The sequence below is a fragment of the Micromonospora sp. NPDC049274 genome (assembly GCF_040678875.1).
Classification (GTDB): domain Bacteria; phylum Actinomycetota; class Actinomycetes; order Mycobacteriales; family Micromonosporaceae; genus Micromonospora.
In genome coordinates, this window is record NZ_JBFAQS010000003.1 from 303,779 (window position 1) to 324,353 (window position 20,575).

Annotated in this window: 15 protein-coding genes; 6 read left to right on the top strand and 9 right to left on the bottom strand. The window is 73.8% G+C overall.

The genetic code is table 11. The annotated features are described in order from the left end of the window. Positions 1 to 7: 7 nt before the first annotated feature. Genes AB0K10_RS07810 through AB0K10_RS07820 form a run of 3 tightly spaced genes read left to right on the top strand, consistent with a single transcriptional unit; the run spans position 8 to position 2,341 of the window. Entirely contained in the window at positions 8 to 745 is a 738-nt protein-coding gene (locus AB0K10_RS07810) for an allophanate hydrolase subunit 1 (protein ID WP_363681018.1), read from the top strand. After that, entirely contained in the window at positions 742 to 1,605 is an 864-nt protein-coding gene (locus AB0K10_RS07815) for a biotin-dependent carboxyltransferase family protein (RefSeq protein ID WP_363681020.1), read from the top strand. The genes AB0K10_RS07810 and AB0K10_RS07815 overlap by 4 nt, the downstream gene beginning before the upstream one ends. Beyond that, entirely contained in the window at positions 1,589 to 2,341 is a 753-nt protein-coding gene (locus AB0K10_RS07820) for a 5-oxoprolinase subunit PxpA (protein WP_363681022.1), read from the top strand. Before AB0K10_RS07815 ends, AB0K10_RS07820 begins: the two co-directional genes overlap by 17 nt. Before the next feature lie 69 nt (positions 2,342 to 2,410). Here the strand turns inward: AB0K10_RS07820 and AB0K10_RS07825 are convergent, their stop codons facing one another. The 6 genes from AB0K10_RS07825 to pdhA form a co-directional block, all read right to left on the bottom strand. Continuing rightward, positions 2,411 to 4,249, bottom strand: a complete 1,839-nt coding sequence (locus AB0K10_RS07825; RefSeq protein ID WP_363681023.1) for an NHL domain-containing thioredoxin family protein — start codon at positions 4,247 to 4,249, stop codon at positions 2,411 to 2,413. 107 nt (positions 4,250 to 4,356) lie between these two features. Continuing rightward, positions 4,357 to 7,050, bottom strand: a complete 2,694-nt coding sequence (locus tag AB0K10_RS07830) for a hypothetical protein (protein WP_363681025.1) — start codon at positions 7,048 to 7,050, stop codon at positions 4,357 to 4,359. Positions 7,051 to 7,393: 343 nt separating this feature from the next. Beyond that, positions 7,394 to 7,531: a hypothetical protein gene (locus AB0K10_RS07835; protein WP_007454215.1), complete on the bottom strand. Its 138-nt coding sequence runs from the start codon at positions 7,529 to 7,531 to the stop codon at positions 7,394 to 7,396. Positions 7,532 to 7,751: 220 nt separating this feature from the next. After that, positions 7,752 to 9,224 carry a dihydrolipoamide acetyltransferase family protein gene (locus AB0K10_RS07840; protein ID WP_363681027.1) on the bottom strand — a complete coding sequence of 491 codons (1,473 nt, stop codon included), beginning with the start codon at positions 9,222 to 9,224 and terminating at the stop codon, positions 7,752 to 7,754. Beyond that, the gene (locus AB0K10_RS07845; protein WP_363681029.1) at positions 9,221 to 10,210 is read right to left on the bottom strand and encodes an alpha-ketoacid dehydrogenase subunit beta; all 990 of its coding nucleotides are present in this window, start codon (positions 10,208 to 10,210) and stop codon (positions 9,221 to 9,223) included. The genes AB0K10_RS07840 and AB0K10_RS07845 overlap by 4 nt, the downstream gene beginning before the upstream one ends. Then, positions 10,210 to 11,385, bottom strand: a complete 1,176-nt coding sequence (gene pdhA, locus AB0K10_RS07850; protein WP_363681031.1) for a pyruvate dehydrogenase (acetyl-transferring) E1 component subunit alpha — start codon at positions 11,383 to 11,385, stop codon at positions 10,210 to 10,212. Before pdhA ends, AB0K10_RS07845 begins: the two co-directional genes overlap by 1 nt. Before the next feature lie 521 nt (positions 11,386 to 11,906). Here pdhA and AB0K10_RS07855 point away from each other — a divergent pair. Further along, positions 11,907 to 12,746 (top strand): hypothetical protein, encoded by an 840-nt coding sequence (locus tag AB0K10_RS07855; RefSeq protein WP_363681033.1) that lies wholly within the window; start codon positions 11,907 to 11,909, stop codon positions 12,744 to 12,746. A 202-nt stretch (positions 12,747 to 12,948) separates the two neighbouring features. Then, positions 12,949 to 13,572, top strand: a complete 624-nt coding sequence (locus AB0K10_RS07860; RefSeq protein WP_363681035.1) for a phosphatase PAP2 family protein — start codon at positions 12,949 to 12,951, stop codon at positions 13,570 to 13,572. A 98-nt stretch (positions 13,573 to 13,670) separates the two neighbouring features. On the opposite strand, the gene AB0K10_RS07865 is transcribed toward AB0K10_RS07860, so the two are convergent. Genes AB0K10_RS07865 through AB0K10_RS07875 form a run of 3 tightly spaced genes read right to left on the bottom strand, consistent with a single transcriptional unit; the run spans position 13,671 to position 18,453 of the window. Beyond that, a complete protein-coding gene (locus AB0K10_RS07865) occupies positions 13,671 to 14,894 on the bottom strand; it encodes a hypothetical protein (RefSeq protein ID WP_363681037.1) in 1,224 nt (407 codons plus the stop codon). A gap of 38 nt (positions 14,895 to 14,932) precedes the next feature. Then, complete coding sequence (locus AB0K10_RS07870; protein WP_363681038.1) at positions 14,933 to 16,618, bottom strand: GTPase; 1,686 nt, start codon at positions 16,616 to 16,618, stop codon at positions 14,933 to 14,935. After that, positions 16,615 to 18,453 carry an ABC transporter gene (locus AB0K10_RS07875; protein ID WP_363681040.1) on the bottom strand — a complete coding sequence of 613 codons (1,839 nt, stop codon included), beginning with the start codon at positions 18,451 to 18,453 and terminating at the stop codon, positions 16,615 to 16,617. The genes AB0K10_RS07870 and AB0K10_RS07875 overlap by 4 nt, the downstream gene beginning before the upstream one ends. A 220-nt stretch (positions 18,454 to 18,673) precedes the next feature. Here AB0K10_RS07875 and dnaK point away from each other — a divergent pair, with 220 nt between their 5' ends. Beyond that, positions 18,674 to 20,542 carry a molecular chaperone DnaK gene (gene dnaK, locus AB0K10_RS07880; protein WP_363681042.1) on the top strand — a complete coding sequence of 623 codons (1,869 nt, stop codon included), beginning with the start codon at positions 18,674 to 18,676 and terminating at the stop codon, positions 20,540 to 20,542. Positions 20,543 to 20,575: the final 33 nt, after the last annotated feature.

Sequence of the window (20,575 nt, forward strand, 5' to 3'; positions counted from 1 at the left end):
TGAGTCGATGCGGATCCGACCCGCCGGAGTGCACGCTCTGCTGCTGGACTGCACCGAACCGGCCGACATCCCCGAGGCGGCCCTGGTCGAGGCGTGGCGGGCAGAGTTGTGGCACCGCCGCGAGCAGGGTGACCTGAGCGCTGTCGAGATCGTGCCGGCGGCCCGCACCATCCTGCTCGACGGTCTGCCCGACCCCGCCGCCACAGCCGACCTGCTGTCCCGCTGGGCACCAGCCGCTGCCGCCGCTGCGCGCGACGCCGTCCCGGCCCGCGCCAGCGGCGACACGACCTGCGGCGGCGACACGACCCGCGGCGGCGACACAGACCGCGCCTGCCGCGACATCGCCGCGAACGCCGGCGACCACGGTGCGGAGGTCGTCGTTCCGGTCGAGTTCGACGGGCCGGACCTGCCCCTCGTCGCCGAGCACTGGGGCGTCGACGTTCCGGCCGTGCTGCGCCGCCTGACCGACACCCGGTTCCGGGTCGCGTTCTGCGGGTTCGCCCCCGGTTTTCCGTACCTGACCGGGCTCCCCGCCGACCTGGCGCTGCCCCGGCTGCCCACCCCCCGACCCCGGGTGCCGGCCGGCTCGGTCGCCCTCGCCGGCCCCTACGCCGGCATCTACCCGAGCGCGTCCCCCGGCGGCTGGTTGCTGGTCGGCCGGACCGACCTGCCCCTCTTCGACGTCGACGACGACCCGCCCGCCCGACTCGGCCCCGGCACCCGGGTCCGGATGGTGGCGACATGACCCGTCCGGCCGAGATCGAGGTGCTCCGCGCGGGCGCGCTCACCACCGTGCAGGATCTGGGCCGACCCGGCTGGGCACACCTCGGCGTACCCCGTTCCGGGGCCCTCGACCCGACCGCCCTGCGGCTCGCCAACCGGCTGGTCGGCAATCCCGAGCAGGCCGCCGGCTTGGAGATCACGCTGACCGGCTGCACGCTGCGGCTGACCCATGCCGCCACCGTGGCGATCACCGGCGCCGAGGTGGCGGTGCGGGCCGGCGACCGTCCGGGCGACACCGGCCGTCCGCTCACCGTGCCGGCCGGGACCGTGCTGCGCGTCGGCCCCGCCCGTCGGGGCGTACGGAGTTGGCTCGCCGTGGCCGGTGGGATCGACGTGCCGCCGGTGCTCGGGAGCCGCGCCACCGACACCCTCGCCGGGCTCGGCCCACCCGTGCTGCGCGACGGCGACCGGCTGCCGCTGGGCGTGCCGGTGGCCGAACCCGCGCCGGTGGACGTGACAGTCGGCCCGCCACCCGCACCCGAACTGCACCTGAGCGTGCGCCTCGGCCCCCGCGACGACTGGTTCACCCCGAGCGCCCTCGACCTGCTGTTCGGCACCCCGTACACCGTCAGTCCGGTCAGCAACCGGGTCGGCGCGCGGCTCGCCGGCGCGGCCCTGCCGCGCGCGGTCGCCGGCGAACTGCCAAGCGAGGGCATCGTGCTCGGCGCGGTCCAGGTGCCGGCGGACGGCCAGCCCCTGATCTTCCTCGCCGACCACCCGACCACCGGCGGTTACCCGGTCATGGGGGTGGTCACCGACGTGACCCCGCTCGCGCAGGCCCGGCCAGGTACTACCGTCAGATTTCATGGACCTCAACGCTGACCTGGGCGAAGGATTCGGCATCTGGCGACTCGGTGACGACGACGCGCTGCTGGCCCTGGTGACCTCCGCAAACGTGGCCTGTGGCTTCCACGGCGGAGACCCGTCCACCATGCGGCGGGTCTGCGAGGGCGCGGCGAAACGCGGCGTCGCGGTGGGCGCGCAGGTCGGCTACCGGGACCTGGCCGGCTTCGGCCGGCGGCGCATCGCATACGACTTCGCCGAGCTGCGCGACGAGATCACCTATCAGTTGGGCGCGCTGGACGCGTTCTGCCGGCTCTTCCGCACCCGGGTCCGCTACCTCAAGCCGCACGGGGCGCTCTACCACGCGGCCGCCACCGACGAGTCCCAGGCGGCGGCGGTGGTCGCCGCAGTCAGCGGCCACGACCCCGAAATGCCCGTGCTCTGCCTGCCCGGCTCGACGCTCGCCCAACTCGCCGTCGGCGCGGGCCTGCCCGTGGTCGCCGAGGCCTTCGCCGACCGCGGCTACCTGCCCAACGGGTCGCTGGTGCCGCGCGGCGCACCCGGCGCGCTGATCACCGATCCGGAGGAGGTGGCCACCCGGGCGGTACGGATGGCCACCGAACGGACCGTCGTGGCGGTGGACGGCACCGTGATCCCCTGCCCGGTGGAGTCGATCTGCGTACACGGGGACACACCGGGGGCGGTCTCCGCCACCGAGCTGGTCCGCGCCTCCCTGATCGACGCCGACGTCCCGCTCGCCCCGTTCGCCGCCTAGCCGTCGGGGCGCTTCGCCGCCTAGCCGTCGAAGCGCGGGGCCGAGCAGGCGTCGAGGCCGCCGGGCCGATCAGGCGTCGAGGCCGCGCAGGACCAGCGGAAGCCGGGACGCCGCCCCGTCGACCACCCGCACCGGGACGCCCCAGTCCTGCCGGGTCAGGTGGCAGGCCGCGTGTTCGACGTCCGCGTCGCAGGTCGCCGCCTGCGCGGTCACCTGGAGCACCCCGCCGGTCGCCTCGCCATTGAGCACCAGCCGACGGGACAGCTCGGTGCCGGTGCCGGCGCCCTCCAGCAGCAGCTCCGGCGGGGAGGCGGAAACCACAAGCCGGGTCGACGGCCCGTACGTCTCGTCCAACTTCTGCCCCGGCGCGGGCGTGAAGACGATGTCCAGGGTGACCTCGCCCGCCGCCACGTCGGTCGGCTTCCGCTCGGTGCGATGCCGGGGGCCGTCCACGGTGCTCGCACCCGCCGCCGACAGCGCGCCGGGCGCCAGCCGGGTCAGGCGGTGCGCGGCGGACTCCACCACCAGCACCTCACCGGCCGGGGTGAGCACCAGGTCGCTCGGCTCGGCCAGCCCGTCCGCGACAGTGGACACCTGGCCGGTGGCCGGGTCGAAGCGGCGCACCGCGCCGTTGTAGGTGTCCGCGATCAGCACCGAGCCGTCCGGCAGCGCGCACACCCCCAGCGGGTGCTGGAGCAGCGCCGACTCGGCCGGCCCGTCCACGTGCCCGAAGTCGAAGAGCCCCTGCCCGACGGCGGTGCCCAGCACCCCGTTCTCGACATACCGGACGGCACTGGTCTCGCTGTCGGCGATCCAGAGCCGGACGCCGTCGGCAGAGACCGACAGCCCCGACGGCTGCGCCATCCACGCCTCGGCCAGCGGGCCGTCGCGCAGCGCCTCCACGGTGGTGCCCGCGTACATGCCGGCGGTCCGCTTGATCGGGTCGAACCACCAGAGCTGGTGGATGCCCGCCATCGCGATGATCAGTTTGTCGTCGTACCAGGCCAGGTCCCACGGTGAGGACAGGTCCACGGAGAGCGCGTCGTGCGCGTGGTCGTCGACCGAAGCCCGCCACTGCCGGCCGCTGCCGGCCACGGTGACCACCTCACCGGACTCCAGCCGTACGCCGCGCAGCAGGTGGTTCACGGTGTCGGCGACCACCAGGTCGTAACCGGCGACCTCGGCGACGTGCGTGGGCAGCAGGCAGAGGCCCTGCGGCTCGGAGAACGTCGCCGCTTCGGCCGGCCCGTCGGCCCGACCCCGCTCGCCCGAGCCGATCCGGCGCACCGGCGTCTCGCCGTCCGGGGCCACCTCGACCAGGGAGTGCCGGGCCGAGTCGGAAACCAGCAGGTTGCCGTCCGGCAGCAACACCGCCTTGCCCGGGAAGCGCAGCGCCGTCTCCGGGGCTGGCGGCGGGACGTACGGGCCGGTGCCCCGGTGCAGGGTGCCCTTCGCCTCGTGGGTGGCGATCAGCTCGTCGATCAGCCGGTCCAGCCCCTCGGCGTGGCCCTCGCCGGCCATGGTGGCCACCACATAACCCTCGGGGTCGATCACCGACAGGGTCGGCCAGGCCCGGGCCGCGTACTGCTGCCACATGTCCAGCTCGGGATCATCGAGTACGGGATGGTGCACGCCGTACCGCTCGACGGCCGCGACAAGTGCGTCGGCGTCCTTCTCGTGCTCGAACTTCGGCGAGTGGACGCCGATCACGACGAGCACGTCGCCGTACTTCTCCTCCAGCGGCCGCAGCTCGTCGAGCACGTGGAGGCAGTTGATGCAGCAGAAGGTCCAAAAATCAGCGAGGACGATCTTTCCGCGCAGATCCTGCAGGGTCAGGTCCTTGCCGCCGGTGTTGAGCCACTGCCGGCCCCGTAGCTCGGGTGCCCGTACGCGCGCTGTCGTTCCCATGCCTGTCAGCCTGCCACGCCCCGCGGGCCCGGCCCCCGTGACCCGGGCGACAGGGTGTCAAGACGACGGCGGGGCCACGGTTGCCCGTGGCCCCGCCGTCGGTGCGTCTACTTCGTGGCCGGCTTGAGGCAGAGCACCCGGTTGGTGCCCTCGCCGGGCAGCACCACGTGGGGCTGGACCGGGTCGGCGCACTTGTCCTTCGCGTCCACCTTGGAGACGATCGTGAACGCGCCCGCCTCGCCGCAGTTCACCGCCGACGCGCCCTGGCCGACCTGCTTCACGCAGGTGCCGACCGCCGGGTCGAAGGCCTTTGAGTCGTCTCCACCGTCGAACTTGCCGAGCAACATCAGCAGGCCGAGCGGCACCGCCAGGATGAGCACGGCGGCGACCAGCACCGCGGCCAGGACCCGCCCGTTGCGCACCTTCGGCGTCGGAGCCTCAACCTTGGGCTCGTCCGCGTCCGGCTTGAACGCGTCGAACCGCCCCTGGTCCGATTCGGTGGCCTCCTGGCCCCAGGACGGCACCGGCTGCTGCGGCGGCGGGAAGGCCGGGAACTGGCCGCCCGGTGCCTGCTCGCTGGCCGGCCCACCGAAGCTCGGCGCGGCGCCCACCGCAGCGGTGCCTGCGGCCGGTGCCCCGAAGCGGTCGGCCGGGCGCTCGCCGCCGGACTGCGGTCGAACCCCGTTCACGGGCCGGTTGTTGCCGGGCGCGTCGACGAAGGAAGGAACTCCGGGTGGAAACGCCGGCGGCGCGGCCGCGGCGGTGGGCTCGCCGAATCCGTTGGGCGCCGACGCGCGGTCCCGGTCGTCGAACTGCGGCTCGGACGGCGAATCGTCGCCCCAACCGGGGAAGCCCTGCCGATCCGGTCCGTTCTGCCAGCCCGGCGTGGCCGGGCGCTCCGGCGTCTGCTGCCAGTCGGGTGCGCCGGCGCGGCCGGCGTCCTGTTGCCAGTCGGGCGTGGCGGGGCGCTCCGGCGCCTGCTGCCAGTCGGGCGTGCCCTGGCGGCCGGCGTCCTGTTGCCAGTCGGGAGTTGCCGGACGGTCCGGGGCCTGCTGCCAGTCGGGCGTGCCCGGACGCTCGGTACCCGGGTCGGCCTGGAACGCGTCCGGGGCCGCCTGCTCCGGCTCGTTGTCCGGCTCGGGTCGGGCCGGGCGGCCGTACACCCGGGGTTGTGGCGTGGCGGCGCTCGTCGGCCGCATGGCCTGGTCGGCCGGGGGCATCACCCGGCTGGCCAGCGGTACCGAGGCGCTCGCCGAGGCGCGGCCCGCCGCGCCGGCGGCCGACTCGGCGGCCGACTCGGCGTCCGAGGCCGGTACGACAGCGCGACCCGCCCCGGACTCCGGGGAGGTACGCGGGGCAGGTACCACGGCGGCGCTGGCCGATGCCTCCTCGGCCCGGCCCCAGGCGGCCGGCTCGGCCTCGTACGGTGCGGCGGCGTCCGGGGTCTCCCGCTCGGCGTACGCCGGCTGCTCGGGGATCGGCGGGTACTGCGTCGAGGGCGCGTAGTCGGCCGGCGGGGCGGCGGCGAGGCTGGCGCCCGGCACGCGCTGCTCCTGCGGGGGCAGCGGCACCGCGTTGGCGGGTGAGATCCCCGGCGCGGGCGCGGGCTGGTAGATCGGCGGCTCGTCGGCACGGTCGGCGTCCCAGCCACCGCGTGACTGGGCGGAGGCCTCCGCCTCGGCGCGGCCCCACACCTCGCCCGGCGCCCACGGCTGCACCTCAGCGACGCCGGAGTTGGCCTGCACCGGGTTGTCCGGGCCGGCGGCGGCCCAGCCGGGCGTCGCGTCGTTGCCGGGCACGCTGACGCTGGCCCGGGCGGTCCCGGGGCCGGCCTGCTCGGCCGGGGGCCATGCAGTCGGTTCCGGACGCTCGGCCGGCTGGTCCTGCGGCGAGAGCACCCAGTCCGGTTGCTGCGGGCGGCCCTCGGCGCCACCCCATGCGGCGGGTTGCGGAGCCTCCTCCTGCGCGGTCCAGTTCGGTGCCGGGACCTGTGCCGCGCCACGGGCACCGGCCGACTCGGCCTGCCCCCAGGCGGGGGACGGCTGCTCGATCTGCTCGGCGGGTTGGCCCCAGGTCTGGGGGGCCTGCTCGGCTGGCGTCCAGACCGGCTGGTCCTCCCGGGCTGCGGCACCGACGGCCCAGCCACCGGACCCGGACGGGTCGTCCTGCGGGCCGGCTGCGCCGGCCCGGCCGGCGGACTGCGCCGGCTCGGCGTTCCATTCGGCGGCGGGCGGGTTGGCCTGTGCCGCGCCAGCGGCCCATCCGCCGGAGCGGGACGGGTCGTCCTGGGCGGGCCATGCGGCGGTGGCCGGGGGCACCTGCGCGGCGCCCCGGGCGGCCGGCTGGGCCTGCGCCCAGTCGGGCTGCTCAGGGGAACCGGCGGACCAGGCGGGCGCGGCCTGCTCGGGTGGCGTCCAGCCCTGCTGTGGGGGAGCCCACGGGGTGGGTTGTCCCTGCTCCGGCGCGCCACCGCCGGTGGCCCACGCGGGCTGTGCCGGGTGTCCCTGCTCCGGCGCGCCACCGCCGGTGGCCCACGCGGGCTGTGCCGGGTCGCTGGGCTGCGGTGCGGCGGCGGCACCCCAGGCGGGGTTCGGCTGCTGCTCGGACTGGGTCGCCCAGGCCGGGGTGGCGGACGAGTTCGGCCGCGCCGGTGGCGGGGGCGCCCAGCCCAGGTCGGGGCCGGCGGCGTTGTAGCCGTTGTCCGGCTGCGCCGGGCGGTCGCCGTACGACGCCGGTCCGCCGGCGCCCGGTGACACCTCGTCCGGCTCCTGGCCGGGGCGGTGCGGGCCCTCGGACGTCATGGGTGCGCCTCCTCCATCACATGTCGGCCGCCGGTGCCGATCGGTCTCCTCGGCATGGCTGCCGGCGTCACCGGCGTACCGCCGTGCCGGCTCCCCGCACCGTATCCGTTGGGCGCACGCGGCGTCCAAGGAGCACCGGTCGTCACTCCCCGTCGCCGGGTGGTGTCGAGCAGCTTCTATCGGCTCGGCGTCGGCCGGGCCGGCGGGCGGCGACCGAAGCCCACCGTACCGGGCGCTGCGGCAGGGCGGAATCCCGGTGTCAGGTGCTGGCGGAACGCCGATGGCCCACCCGGTGAGCCGGGTGGGCCATCGATCTGGAGGAGGTGCGGAATGTCGTGGAGCGTCAGCTCATGTGACGCTGGGCGATGACGAGGAGTTCCTCGCGAACGGCCGGCGAGTTGGCCGAGCGCAGCGCGTGCTCGATGGCACGGGCGCGGCGGTTGGCGTCGCGGTGGTTGCGGATTCGCTCGATCATGCTCATGGCTTGGGTCCCCCTGGCTATTCGGTTGTCGGCCCCTGATGCCTCTATTCAACAGCAGAACCCGACCAACTTCCATCGATTATTAGGTGAGCTGAGACACCTGCCTAATAATCAAAGGTCAACAGGGTTCGCGGCCGACGGTTTCGTCGCTCAACGGACACGGCCGGTGTGCCGGGCGTTAACCCGTGGCACACCGGCCGTGGCTGGCGTTTCGGACCGGTCAGGTCCAGGCGAGCAGTGCCGCCTCGGGGTCGGCGAGGAAGTCGCCGATGTCGCGCAGGAACTTCGAGCCCAGCTCACCGTCGATGATGCGGTGATCGAAGCTCAGCCCCAGCGTGGTGACCTGCCGCGCCTTGACCTTGCCCTTGTGCACCCACGGCATCTCCCGCACCGCGCCGAAGGCGAGGATCGCCGACTCGCCCGGCGGCAGGATCGGCGTTCCGGTGTCCACCCCGAACACCCCGACGTTGGTGATGGTCAGGGTGCCGCCGGACATGTCCGCAGGCGAGGTGCGGCCGGACTTCGCCGTCTGCACCAGGGCGTTCAGCGCGTCGGCCAACTCCCGCAGCGAGAGCCGGCCGGCGTCCTTCACGTTCGGCACGATCAGGCCGCGCTCGGTGGCCGCCGCGATGCCGAGGTTGACGTACTCCTTCACCACGATCTCGTCGCCGGCCCAGGTCGAGTTGACCATCGGGTGACGCTTGACCGCCAGCAGTACCGCCTTCGCCACCAGCAGCAACGGCGAAACCCGGACGTCACGCCACTCCCGCCGGCCTCGCAGGCGCTCCAGTGCCTTCATCGCCCGGGTCACGTCGACGGTCAGGAACTCCGTCACGTGCGGGGCCGTGAACGCCGAGCGGGACATGTTCTCGGCGGTGAGCTTGCGGACACCCTTGACCGGGATGCGCTGCTCACGATCGGCGCCGAAGCTCGCGGCGCTCGTCGCGGTCGAGGTGGCCGCGACCGGCTCGGCCGTCGCCGCAGCCCCGCTCGCGGCCTGCTGTACGTCCTCCCGGGTGATCGAGCCCAGCGGCCCCGACCCGGTAAGCGTGCTCAGATCGACGCCGAGATCCTTGGCGAGCTTGCGGACCGGCGGCTTGGCCAACACGAGCCCGCCCGTCGCCGGACCGCCGTGCCCGTTCCGGACCGGCTCCGGTGCCACCGGCGCCGGTGCCACAGGCGCCGGTGCGACAAGCGCCTCGGCCTGCGCCGGGACGGCACCCTTGCGGGGCCGGCGCTTCGCGGCGGTGGTACGCGGGCCGTAGCCGACAAGCACCGCCGTCCGCCCGCCCGGGGCGACACCACCGATCAGACCCGGCTCGATCATGCCCTCGGCCGGGGCCACCTCGACGGCCGCCAGCGAGGCCGCCGACGGGGTGGGCAGGTCACCGGTGGGCGTGGCAGTGGTCGACGGGGCGGGGTCCAGCGGGCCCGCGCCCGGGTCGGTGTCGATCGCGATGATCGGCGTACCGACCTCGACAGTGGTGCCCTCCGGGTGGTGGATCGCCTGCACCTGTCCGGCCCACTTCGCCGGGATCTCCACCGCCGCCTTGGCCGTCTCGACCTCGACGATCGGCTGGTTCAGCTCGATGGTGTCGCCGACCTTGACCAGCCAGGCCAGGATCTCGCCCTCGGTCAGCCCCTCGCCCAGGTCGGGCAGGTTGAACGTCTTGATCCGGGACATGTCGCTCACCAGCCGAAGGTGCGGTCGACGGCGTCGAGCACCCGGTCGAGGTCCGGCAGGTACTCCTCCTCCACCCGGGCGGCCGGGTAGGGGGTGTCGAAGCCCGTCACCCGCAGCACGGGTGACTCCAGGGAGTAGAAGCACTCCTCGGTGATCCGGGCGGCCAACTCGGCCCCGAGGCCGATGTTGGACGGCGCCTCGTGCACCACCACCGCGCGGCCGGTGCGCTTCACCGACTCGTAGGCGGCGGCGAGGTCCAGCGGGGACAGCGAGCGCAGGTCGATGACCTCCAACTCCCGGCCGTCCTCCGCGGCGGCCGTCGCGGCGTCCAGGCAGGTCCGCACCATCGGCCCGTACGCCAGAACTGTCACGTCGGTGCCGGGCCGCACGACCCGCGCCGAGTGCAGGGGGTACGCGTCGGACAGCGGCGCGTCCAGGTCGACCTGGCCCTTCTCCCAGTAGCGTCGCTTGGGCTCCAGGAAGACGATCGGGTCGTCCGAGGCGATGGCCTGCTGGATCATCACGTACGCGTCCTGCGGGTTGGAGCAGGTCACCACCTTCAGCCCGGCGGTGTGGGCGAAGTACGCCTCCGGCGACTCGGAGTGGTGCTCGACCGCGCCGATGCCGCCACCGAACGGGATCCGGATGACCATGGGGATGCTGAGCCGGCCGCCCGAGCGGTAGTGCATCTTCGCCACCTGCGACACGATCTGGTCGTACGCGGGGTAGACGAAGCCGTCGAACTGGATCTCGCAGACCGGCCGGTAGCCACGGATGGCCAGGCCGACGGCGGTGCCGATGATGCCGGACTCGGCCAGCGGGGTGTCGATCACCCGCTGGTCACCGAAGTCCTTCTGGAGCCCGTCGGTGATCCGGAAGACGCCGCCGAGCTTGCCGACGTCCTCGCCCATGATGATGACCTTGGGGTCGGTCTCCAGGGCGCGGCGCAGACCGGTGTTGAGGGCCTTGCCGAGGGTGAGCGTCTCCGTGGCCATCAGTGGGCGCTCCCCTCGAACGACTCCATGTAGCGGTTGAACTGCGCGCGCTGCTCGTCGAGCAGTGGTGACCCGTTGGGGTAGACGTGGTCGAACATCGTCACCGGCTCCGGGTTGGGCATGCTGAGGACCCGCTCGCGCAGGTGCACCGACTCGCGGCGGGCCTGCTCGTCGACCTCGGCGAAGAAGGCCGCGTCGGCGATCTGCTGCTTCTCCAGGAAGGCCTTGACCCGGGCGATCGGGTCCTTGGCCTGCCACGACTCGACCTCGCTGGCGATCCGGTAACGGGTCGGGTCGTCGGAGGTGGTGTGCGCGCCCATCCGGTAGGTGTACGCCTCGATCAGGCTCGGGCCCTGCCCGTGCCGGGCGTTGTCCAGCGCCGTGCGGGTGACCGCGTACGACGCCAGCACGTCGTTGCCGTCCACCCGTACGCCGGGGAAACCGAAGCCGGCGGCACGCTGGTAGAGCGGGACGCGGGTCTGCCGCTCCAGCGGCTCGGAGATCGCGTACTGGTTGTTCTGGCAGAAGAAGACAAGCGGCGCGTTGAACACGCTGGCCCAGACGAACGCCTCGTTCACGTCGCCCTGACTGGTGGCGCCATCGCCGAAGTAGGCGATCGCGGCCTCGCCGTCGTCGGTGCCGACCTTGCCGTCCATGGTGATGCCCATGGCGTACCCGGTCGCGTGCAGGGTCTGCGCGCCGATGACGATCGTGTACATGTTGAACTTGAACTCGTTCGGGTCCCAGCCGCCCTGGTCGACACCGCGGAACAGGCCGAGCGGCATGATCGGGTCGATGCCCCGGCAGTAGAGGACGCCGTGCTCCCGGTAGGTCGGGAAAGCCATGTCCTGCGTCCGCAGCGCACGCCCGGAGCCGACCTGCGCGGCCTCCTGGCCGAGGAGGCTGGCCCAGAGGCCCAGCTCGCCCTGGCGCTGCAGGGCGGTCGCCTCGGCGTCGAGCTTGCGGACCAGCACCAGATCGCGGTAGAGCCCGCGGTATTCCTCATCGGTGAAGTCGACGCGGTACTCGGTGCCGTCCGGCCCGGTGGCGCTGTCGATCCGTTCACCGTCGGGGGTGAGGAGCTGCACCAGCTCCTGGTTACCGGCTGCGCCCTTCCTGGAGCGGGGTGCAGCCCGCCTGCCGCGGGTGGTGCCCCCGGGGTCGCCCTTTGCCATCGGTGTCTCCCTGTCGTGTCTGCGTCGGCACCGGGGGGTCACCCGGCCACGCAACTCGTGCGCCTGCCCGGCTGCTGCCGGACCGGTTCCTGGCGGCCGCGCCTAGCCCCGGTGGGGGTTGCCGCACGGCGTGAGCCGGGTTCTGGCCGAACCCGGATCGGGGAGCGCCGGCGCCGGGCCGCGCCTGCCGCGAGGGTGCGCGGAGGTCACGGCTGCGTTGCCGTCGTGCTCCATATTCGCAGAGCAGGTGAGCGCGCCCACAGTACGCCCGCCCCGCATTCCGACCGCCCACGGTTTGGGGGCCTTTGTCGCCATCGTTGCGCCCCGCGTCCACCGGGCGATCCGGTGCTGATTCGTCACCGTTCGGTCAGTGCCGCGTGTCGACACGCGGTGGATGTTGGCTGACGCAGGGTAACTGGGCGAGGCTGATTGCCGCAGGAACGTACCGATCGGGTGATTGGCCGGATTCTCGCCGGTGGACGCCCGGTGCGTGCTCCAACAGCGACGACAAGGGGTGTGCGGTGGACGAGCCAGGTGACGGTCCCGGCACACCCGCTCTCGGCCGCCACCGGTCTCCGGGCGGCTACCGCCGGGTGATCGGGTCACACCGGGCACCGGGCGCGGGTGGCCCCGCCCGGGGTTACCTGCTCACCGTCGCCCTGCTGGCCGGCACCGCGTCGATGCCCGTCCTCGCTGCGGTCAGCGCGGGCTCGGCCACCCCGGGCAGCAGCGCGCTACCGGACACCAGCACCCCGTTCATCCCGACCCCGTCGGTCGGGCCGGTGGTCATCCCCATGCCGGTGACCAGTCAGCCGCCGCTCACCCTGCCGTCACCGGGCACACCCAGCGCCGGCCCGACCGCGACCGCCGAGTGGGTCCCCGCCGCTCCCTGGCGTCTCCCGGACGGGTCGTGGTCCGGCCCGACAGGCGACGACCGGGTGCCCACCGGCCGGGACGAGCCCGCGCCGCCCGCGCCGCGACCCACCCGCAGCGCCCCGCCGGCCCCGCCTCCGCCGCCGTCCAGCCCGTCGCCGTCGCCGGTGCCGACCGGCTCAGCGGACCCCGAGCAGACGGAAGCGCCCGCGCCGAGCCCGACGCCGACCGGCCCGACGACACCCAGCGCGACCGGTTCGTCGTCCGCCACTGCCGTCCCCACCAGCACCCTCTCCGCACCCGCCAGCACGATTCCGCCGTCGACCGACCCGGGTCCGTCGATCACCCCGGGCCCGTCGGCCAGCCCGCCCGAGCCCACCACCGCGCCGTCACCGGCGGTGTCGCACTCGCACAGCGCTTCGGCCCCGCCCGCCTCGCGCAACGCGTCGGCGCGCCGGGTCGCGGGTGTCGGTGTCGGCCCTCGGTGATCAAGGGATGTGCGTCAGGAGTCTCGATCGCGGTGACGCGAACTTCTTGATCATCCGGTTGATCGCGCCCGTCGGCGTAGGCCGGGCCGGCGGGCCTGCCGGCCGGACCCACGCATCCCACCCTCTCCCCGGCGGTACGGTGACGAGCAGGCGACGCCGAGACGGCGGCGGTGGGCGATAGGCGCGTACCGGAGGGGGTGGCGTGGGCGGCGGTGCGGAACCCCGCCCGGTCGCCGCCCGGCCCGGTCCGGGGCTGCGGGTCGCCCGACTGGTCACCGAGCTGACCGCCCCGGCGGTGCTGGTGTCGCTGCTGATGATCGCCGTGAGCTGGCACAGCACCCGGGGCAGTGGTCGCGGGCTGCTCTGGGGTCTGCTCGCGACGCTCTTCGTCACCGGCATCCCGTTCGCCTACATCGTCGGCGGGGTCCGCCGCGGTCGGCTCACCGACCACCACATCGGCCTTCGGGAGCAGCGCCGGGTGCCGCTGCTGGTCGGTCTCGGCTCGGTCGCCGCCGGGCTCGCCCTGCTCGTCGTCCTCGGCGCGCCCCGGCCGCTGCTGGCGCTGGCGGTGGCGGGGCTGGTCGGCCTCGTGGTGGCCGTCTCGGTGAGCCACTGGTGGAAGATGTCGATCCACTCGGCGGTCTCCGCCGGCACCTTGATCATCCTGGCGCTGACCTTCGGGCATGGTTTCCTCGTGGCCGCGCCGCTGTTGGGCGTGGTCGGCTGGTCCCGCGTACGCCTGCGGGACCACACCGTGTCGCAGGTGCTCGCCGGCGGTGTGCTCGGCGCGCTGATCGCCGCGGTCGTCTTCGGTCCACTGCGCTGAGCGACGTCGCCGGGCGAAGTGCGCCGGGCGACCGTCTCCGGACCGCGCCGGGCGACCGTCTCCGGGCGGGCGGCGTGGGGCCGCCCGCCCGGCGGTCGTCAGGCGCCGTCGTCGGCGAGGCGGTGCCGGTTCGCCTCGATCCAGGCGTCCAGCGCGGCCGGGTCGTCCGGGTCCACGCCGTCGGCCATCAACTGCGCGACAGCGGCCGTGGCCGGGCTGCGCCGCTCGCCTGTCGAGTAGAGCCGGGCGAACTCGGGCACCATCTCCTCGATCGCCTCGTCGGTGCGCGTCGCGGCCGCCTCGGGCAGCCCGCGCTGCCGCGACGCGTACCGGGCCCAGGCGCGCAGCACCCGGGGCAGCATCGCCGCGTCGTCCATGTCCAGCACGGCACGGCGGTGCACCCAGTCGAGCAGGAAGAGCCCGGACACCGCCGGGCTCCACCGCATCGGGTCGGCGTCCGGGAAGGAGGCCGAGTGGTCGAGCAGCAGGCTCAGGCAGAAGTGCAGCGAGGCGAGTTCCGGGCCGTCGACGCTGTCGAGCCCGAACCGGGCGGCCTCCGGCGCCGCCAGGAACCGCCGGACCAGCTCGGTGCGCTCCGCGGCGGACGGCGGCTCGACCTCCGCCGGGCCGGTCGGATCGGCGGCCGTGGGCAGCAGCGCCAACCGGGCGCCGACCAGCGCGCGGTCGGTGGCGAGCGAACCCTCGTCGGGAAGCTCGGTCAGGTCGTCGGTGACCGAGAGGTGACGGGCCACCTCGCCGCGCAGTCGGGACGGATCCTCGGTGCGGAACCAGGTCAGCTCGTCGTCGGCGCACATCTGCCGGACCTGGTCCAGGATCCGCTCCGCCGGCCCGCCGACGAAGATGTCCTTGGTGATCCCGATGTTGTGGTCGATGAGGGCCACCAGCGCGTGCTCCGGGCCACCTGCCGCGTCGTCGTACGCGAAGGTGGCGAGGTAGGAGGTCTGGTCGCCGTACACGTCGCCGTACGCCCAGCTGCCGGTGAGGTGCACTCGGCCGAGCTGACCGGACCAGGCGGGCGCCTGGCTGCCCGGACGCACCCGCTCGGCGCCCTCGGCGGTCGGGACGAGCGTGGCGAAGACCTGCCGGATCGTGGTGGCCGCCGCGATCCGACGGCGGGCCGTGGCGGCGAGGAACGCGGTGACGAACTCCCGCACGGCGGTGTCGCGGTCGGTTTCCGCGATCGCGTAGACACTGCCCAGCAGCGCGCTGCCGAGCATCTCGGCGTCCAGGGCGGACTCCAGCTTGGTCACGTCGCGTGCGGCGTGCAGCACCGCGTCGTAAGGGGTCTGAGGCGTGGCCATGCTTCGACCCTACGCCGGTCGGGGCGTACGCAGAGGCGTCAGCGGCGGGCGGCGTCCCGCAGCGCGTCGCGTGCCTGCGCGTAGGAGGCCAGCACGATCCGCACCGGGGCGAGCACGTACTCCTCGCCGACGCGGGCGACCTGGGCCGTCAGCCGCTGCTCGGCGCGGCTGCGGGCCCGGCGGGCGGCCCAGCGCACCACCGGGCGGGTCAGTGCTGCCACCAGCAGCCCGGCCAGCAGCCCGCCGAGTAGCAGCAGTGTGGGCAGCGGCACCTGGCCGACCATCGGGTTGTCCAGCGCGGGCAGGCCGAGCGCCCGCAGCGCGTAGCCGAGCACCAGCCAGCCCAACCCGACCACGGCGGCCAGGGTGACAAGCCACTGCACACCGCCGACGATCCGCCACCACAGCGGCCGTCGGCCCAGGCCGAGGTCGGTGCCGGCGATCGTCTGGTCCAGCGCGTCCGGTAGGTCGCCCAGGCGGGACCGGGCGGCGGAGGTGACCGCCGCCGGCCAGGCGGCGGGCAGATCGGCGGCGGCCCGGTCGGCCACCGCGCGGATCGCCAGACCGAGCGCCGAGCGCTGGGCGGCGGTCGGGTCGGGCACCGAGGTCGCCGCGACCAGGCTCTCCGCCGGGTCGGCCTTGTCACCGGACGGGCCGGGCAGGTGCAGCCGGCGCAGCGGGTCGGGTCGGAGCCGACGCCAGCCCCGCACCAGCGGCCAGCCGGTGGCCGCGCCGGCCCGATGCCGGTACGCCTTCTCCACCGCCTCGGTCACGGCCGGCACACCTGCCGTGCCGGCCAGCGCCCGGTTCAGCGCGCCGACGGCCGTGTCGTCCGGGCCGCCCGCCGGTCGGGCCGAGCCGACCAGTTCGTCGAGCCCGGCGACGACCGAGTCGACGTCGCCGGCCAGCCGACGCAGGGCGGCCTGCCGTTCGGCGACCGTACGCTCCAGCGCGGCGCGTAGCCCGACCATTCCGGCCGGGTCGATGGCGGTGGTGGCGAGCAGCGGTACGCCGGTCAGCCCGTCGGAGTCGAGAAGCCGGCGCAGGTCGTCCAGGACGCGGGGCAGCTCGGTCGGCGACAGCCGGTCGGCCTGGTTGAGCACGACCACTGTGACGTCGCGGTGCCTGTGGAACTCGCGTAGGTAGCTGTCGTGAATGACCCGGTCGGCGTACTTCTGCGGGTCGACCACCCAGACCACCTGGTCGACCAGGCCGAGCAGCCGGTCCACCTCCAGTCGGTGGGACCGCTGGACCGAGTCGAAGTCGGGCAGGTCGAGCAGGATCAGCCCGTGCAGCGCCGTCTCGTCGTCCCCGTCGAGCGCGCTCTCCCGGACGAAGCGGTGCCGGGGCAGCACCCCGGTCCAGTCGAGCAGCCGGTTGGCGCCCTCCAACGGCCCCCACACGCACGCGTGTGTCACGCCTGTGGTCGGCCGGCGGACCCCGACCGGGGAGAGTTCCAGCTGGGCCAGCGCGTTGAACAGGCTGGACTTGCCGCTCCCGGTGGCGCCGGCGAGGGCCACCACCGTGTGGTCACGGGACAGCGCGAGCCGGGTGCCTGCCCGCTCGACAAGTGTGTGCGCGGGCACCAGCTCGGCGTCCGGCAGCAGGCCGTCGACAGCGGTCAGGAACCGGCGTACGGCGTCCAGGCGGGCGATCAACGCGTCGGGGTCGACACGCTGGTCGCCGCGGAACGCCTCGCGTACCCGGCCGGCGATGTTTGTCACCGCGAACCCTCCTCGTCGCCGACCGGCAGGCCGTCGCCGGTGGCCAGGCCGCTGCGGTGCCGGGCCAGTTCGACCCGGCCGGCCGCCCGCCGCAGCGCGTCGCCGGCCGCCTCGGCGGGCCGGGCCTCGGTGGTGCGGGCCAGGAAGCGGTCGGCCTCCGCGTCCAGCAGCGTCCGGACCCGCGCCACCAGGTCGACCCGGGCCTTGGCGGCGAGGGTACGCACCGCCTGGTCACCGAAGATCGCCTGGAGGACGGCCTGCGCGGCGACTGTCGTGCCGGCACCGGTGGCCAGCTCCAGCCCGGTGGGGATGAACGCTGTCGAAGCGAACACGGCGATCATCACGGCGAGCCCGGTGGCGTTCACCGCGTACGCGGCCGTGCGGGCCACGAACCGCTTGTCGCCGCCCTCGACCCGGACCAGCTCCAGCACGGCGCGTTGCCAGTCCCGGACCATCCGTTCGGCGCGTTCGGGCAGGTCGTCGCTGGGGTAGGCGAGCCCCGGCTCGAGCAGGTCCGCTCCCGCCGGGTGTGCCTTCCACCCGGTGTACGCGGATTCGGCGGCCTCGGACGCGACGCCCCGCAGCAGGGTGATGAGCTGCGACTCGATGGCGTTGCGCAGCTCGGCGGCGGGCGCGGGCCGGCCGGTGACGGCGGCCACCACCCGGTCGCGGAGTCGCCCGATGCGGGCCTCCAACGTGCGGAAGAACTCGCCGGTGCCGACGAACTCCTGCCAGCGGGCCAGCACCTCACCGCGGAGCAGTCGACCGTCCTGAAGGCCCTGCTCGACGGTCCGCTCGGCACCCCGGTACGCCGCCCGGACCCGCTCGTCCAGACCGTCAGCGGCGGTGACCTGCTCATCGGCGGCGTCGGCCAGCTCCTCGACGGCGGGGTGCAGGGCGGCCAGCGCGCCGTCCAGGGTCTGCCGGACCACCGCCGCGCGGGCGTCGGCGTCGGCGGCCAGCCGGGCGAACCAGTCGGACAGCGCCGCCGTGACACCCTCGGGCAGCAGCCCCTGACCGTCGACCCAGGTCTCCGGGAGGACGAACAGCGGCGCTCGGCCCAGATCCTGTGCGGCGAGCATCTCGGCCAGGTGCGCGGCGATCTCGTCGCTGGCCTCGGCGGGTACCCGGTCGAGCACCATGGCGATCACGGCGCCCCGGGCCCGCGCGCTGCGCAGCAGCTCCCAGGGCACCGCGTCGGCGTACCGGGCGGCGGTGGTGACGAAGAGCCACAGGTCGGCGGCGGCGAGCAGTTGGCTCGCGAGCGCCCGGTTGGCGTCGACGACCGAGTCGATGTCCGGCGCGTCGAGGAAGGCCAGACCCGGCGGCAGGGCGGGGGCGGTGACCAGGTGCAGGGACCGTGGGTCGTCGCTCGGCTCGGTGGTGCGGGTCAGGCCGGGCAGCAGGTCGCCCTGCCGGAACCAGGACGCGTCGGCCGGGTTGCAGACCAGCACCGGGGAACGGGTGGTGGGCCGCAGCACGCCGGCGGCGCTGACCCGGGCCTTGACCAGGCTGTTGACCAGGGTCGACTTGCCCGCTCCGGTGGAACCGCCGACCACCACGAGCAGTGGGGCGTCCAGTCGGGCGAGGCGGGGCAGGAGGTAGTCGTCGAGCTGGTCGGTGAGGGCGCTGGCGGTGTGCCGGGCGGAGGCGGCGGAGGGCAGGGCGAGCGGATAGCGGGTGGCGCCGATCGCGGCCCGGAGGCCCGACAGCGCGCCGGGGAGGCTGTCGTCCCCGGTGGTGGCGGGCGGCTCCTCCGCGGCGTCCGGCGGGCCGGTGCGGGCTGCGACGGCGGGCGCGCCGGAACGGGTGGCGGAATCGCCGTGCGTCGTCACCGCTAAAGCGTGCCCGACCGATGCAAGGGAAGACAACCGGACGGTAATAACGGCTGGGTTGCGTCGGGTCGGCTCAACTCGACTTGACGATTCGCCAGCGCGTGGCACTATTGAGTCAAGTTCACTCAACTTGTGGTGGGGTCCGCTGCGGGCGGTGCCCGCCAGCAGCCCACGGGCGACGCCCGTCACCTGCACAACCTTACGAAGCGAGGAAGCGAAGATGGCACGTGCGGTCGGTATCGACCTCGGCACGACGAACTCCTGCGTCAGCGTTCTCGAGGGCGGTGAGCCCACCGTCATCGCCAACGCTGAGGGCTCGCGGACGACCCCGTCGATCGTCGCGTTCGCCCGCAACGGCGAGGTGCTCGTCGGTGAGGTCGCCAAGCGCCAGGCGGTGACCAACCCGGATCGGACGATCCGTTCGGTCAAGCGCGAGGTCGGCACGAACTGGTCCGTCGACATCGACGGCAAGAAGTACACGCCGCAGGAGATCTCGGCCCGGACGCTGATGAAGCTCAAGCGGGACGCTGAGGCGTACCTGGGCGAGCAGATCACCGACGCGGTGATCACCGTCCCGGCCTACTTCAACGACAGCCAGCGCCAGGCCACCAAGGAGGCCGGTGAGATCGCCGGCTTCAACGTGCTGCGGATCGTCAACGAGCCGACCGCGGCCGCCCTGGCGTACGGGCTGGACAAGGGCTCCAAGGAGCAGACCGTCCTGGTCTTCGACCTCGGCGGCGGCACCTTCGACGTGTCGCTGCTGGAGCTGGCCGAGGGCGTCATCGAGGTCAAGTCGACGAGCGGTGACAACCACCTCGGTGGCGACGACTGGGACCAGCGGATCATCGACCACCTGGTCAAGACGTTCCGCGGCGAGCACGGCATCGACCTCGGTCAGGACAAGATGGCCCTCCAGCGCCTCCGTGAGGCCGCCGAGAAGGCCAAGATCGAGCTGTCCGCCGCCACCACCACCAACATCAACCTGCCGTACATCACCGCCGGCGCGGCCGGCCCGCTGCACCTCGACGTGACGCTCAGCCGCGCCGAGTTCCAGCGGATGACGCAGGACCTGCTGGACCGCTGCAAGGGCCCGTTCGAGCAGGCCGTGAAGGACGCCGGGATCAAGATCTCCGACGTCGAGCACGTCATCCTCGTCGGTGGTTCGACCCGGATGCCCGCCGTGACCGACCTGGTCAAGCAGCTCACCGGTCGCGACCCCAACAAGGGCGTCAACCCGGACGAGGTCGTCGCCGTCGGCGCCGCCCTGCAGGCCGGCGTGCTCAAGGGTGAGGTCAAGGACGTCCTGCTGCTCGACGTGACCCCGCTGAGCCTGGGCATCGAGACCAAGGGCGGCATCTTCACCAAGCTCATCGAGCGCAACACCACCATCCCGACCAAGCGCTCCGAGGTCTTCACCACGGCGGACGACAACCAGCCGTCGGTGCTGATCCAGGTGTTCCAGGGTGAGCGGGAGATCGCGGCGTACAACAAGAAGCTCGGCACCTTCGAGCTGACCGGCCTCCCGCCGGCGCCGCGCGGCGTGCCGCAGATCGAGGTCGCCTTCGACATCGACGCCAACGGCATCGTCAACGTGCACGCCAAGGACCTGGGCACCGGCAAGGAACAGAAGATGACGATCACCGGCGGCTCCTCGCTGCCGAAGGACGACATCGAGCGGATGCGCCGGGACGCCGAGGAGCACGCGGAGGAGGACAAGCGCCGTCGCGACGACGCCGAGACCCGCAACGTGGCCGAGGCGCTTCAGTGGCAGACCGAGAAGTTCCTCGCCGAGAGCGGCGACAAGCTGCCCAGCGAGAACCGGGAGCAGCTCAACGAGGCGCTCGGTGAGCTGCGCGGCGCCCTGGGCGGTCAGGACATCGAGAAGATCAAGACCGCGCACGAGAAGCTGGCGCAGGTCTCCCAGCAGGCCGGTTCGCTGCTCTACTCCCAGCAGGCCGAGCAGGGCCAGCAGCCGGGCGGCGAGGCCGGTCCGGGTGCGACCGGTGCGACGGGTCCGCAGGCCGGCACGGCAGGTGGCGCCGACGACGTGGTCGACGCGGAGATCGTGGACGAGGACGGCAAGAAGTGACAATCGGCCTCCGACACGTAAGCACGGCGAAGG

What these genes read in the sequence shown, in the direction of transcription:
- AB0K10_RS07810 (WP_363681018.1), top strand. Translation starts at nt 8, where the DNA reads ATGCGGATCCGACCCGCCGGAGTGCACGCTCTGCTGCTGGACTGCACC.
- AB0K10_RS07815 (WP_363681020.1), top strand. Translation starts at nt 742, where the DNA reads ATGACCCGTCCGGCCGAGATCGAGGTGCTCCGCGCGGGCGCGCTCACC.
- AB0K10_RS07820 (WP_363681022.1), top strand. Translation starts at nt 1,589, where the DNA reads ATGGACCTCAACGCTGACCTGGGCGAAGGATTCGGCATCTGGCGACTC.
- AB0K10_RS07825 (WP_363681023.1), bottom strand. Translation starts at nt 4,249, where the DNA reads ATGGGAACGACAGCGCGCGTACGGGCACCCGAGCTACGGGGCCGGCAG.
- AB0K10_RS07830 (WP_363681025.1), bottom strand. Translation starts at nt 7,050, where the DNA reads ATGACGTCCGAGGGCCCGCACCGCCCCGGCCAGGAGCCGGACGAGGTG.
- AB0K10_RS07835 (WP_007454215.1), bottom strand. Translation starts at nt 7,531, where the DNA reads ATGAGCATGATCGAGCGAATCCGCAACCACCGCGACGCCAACCGCCGC.
- AB0K10_RS07845 (WP_363681029.1), bottom strand. Translation starts at nt 10,210, where the DNA reads ATGGCCACGGAGACGCTCACCCTCGGCAAGGCCCTCAACACCGGTCTG.
- pdhA (WP_363681031.1), bottom strand. Translation starts at nt 11,385, where the DNA reads ATGGCAAAGGGCGACCCCGGGGGCACCACCCGCGGCAGGCGGGCTGCA.
- AB0K10_RS07865 (WP_363681037.1), bottom strand. Translation starts at nt 14,894, where the DNA reads ATGGCCACGCCTCAGACCCCTTACGACGCGGTGCTGCACGCCGCACGC.
- dnaK (WP_363681042.1), top strand. Translation starts at nt 18,674, where the DNA reads ATGGCACGTGCGGTCGGTATCGACCTCGGCACGACGAACTCCTGCGTC.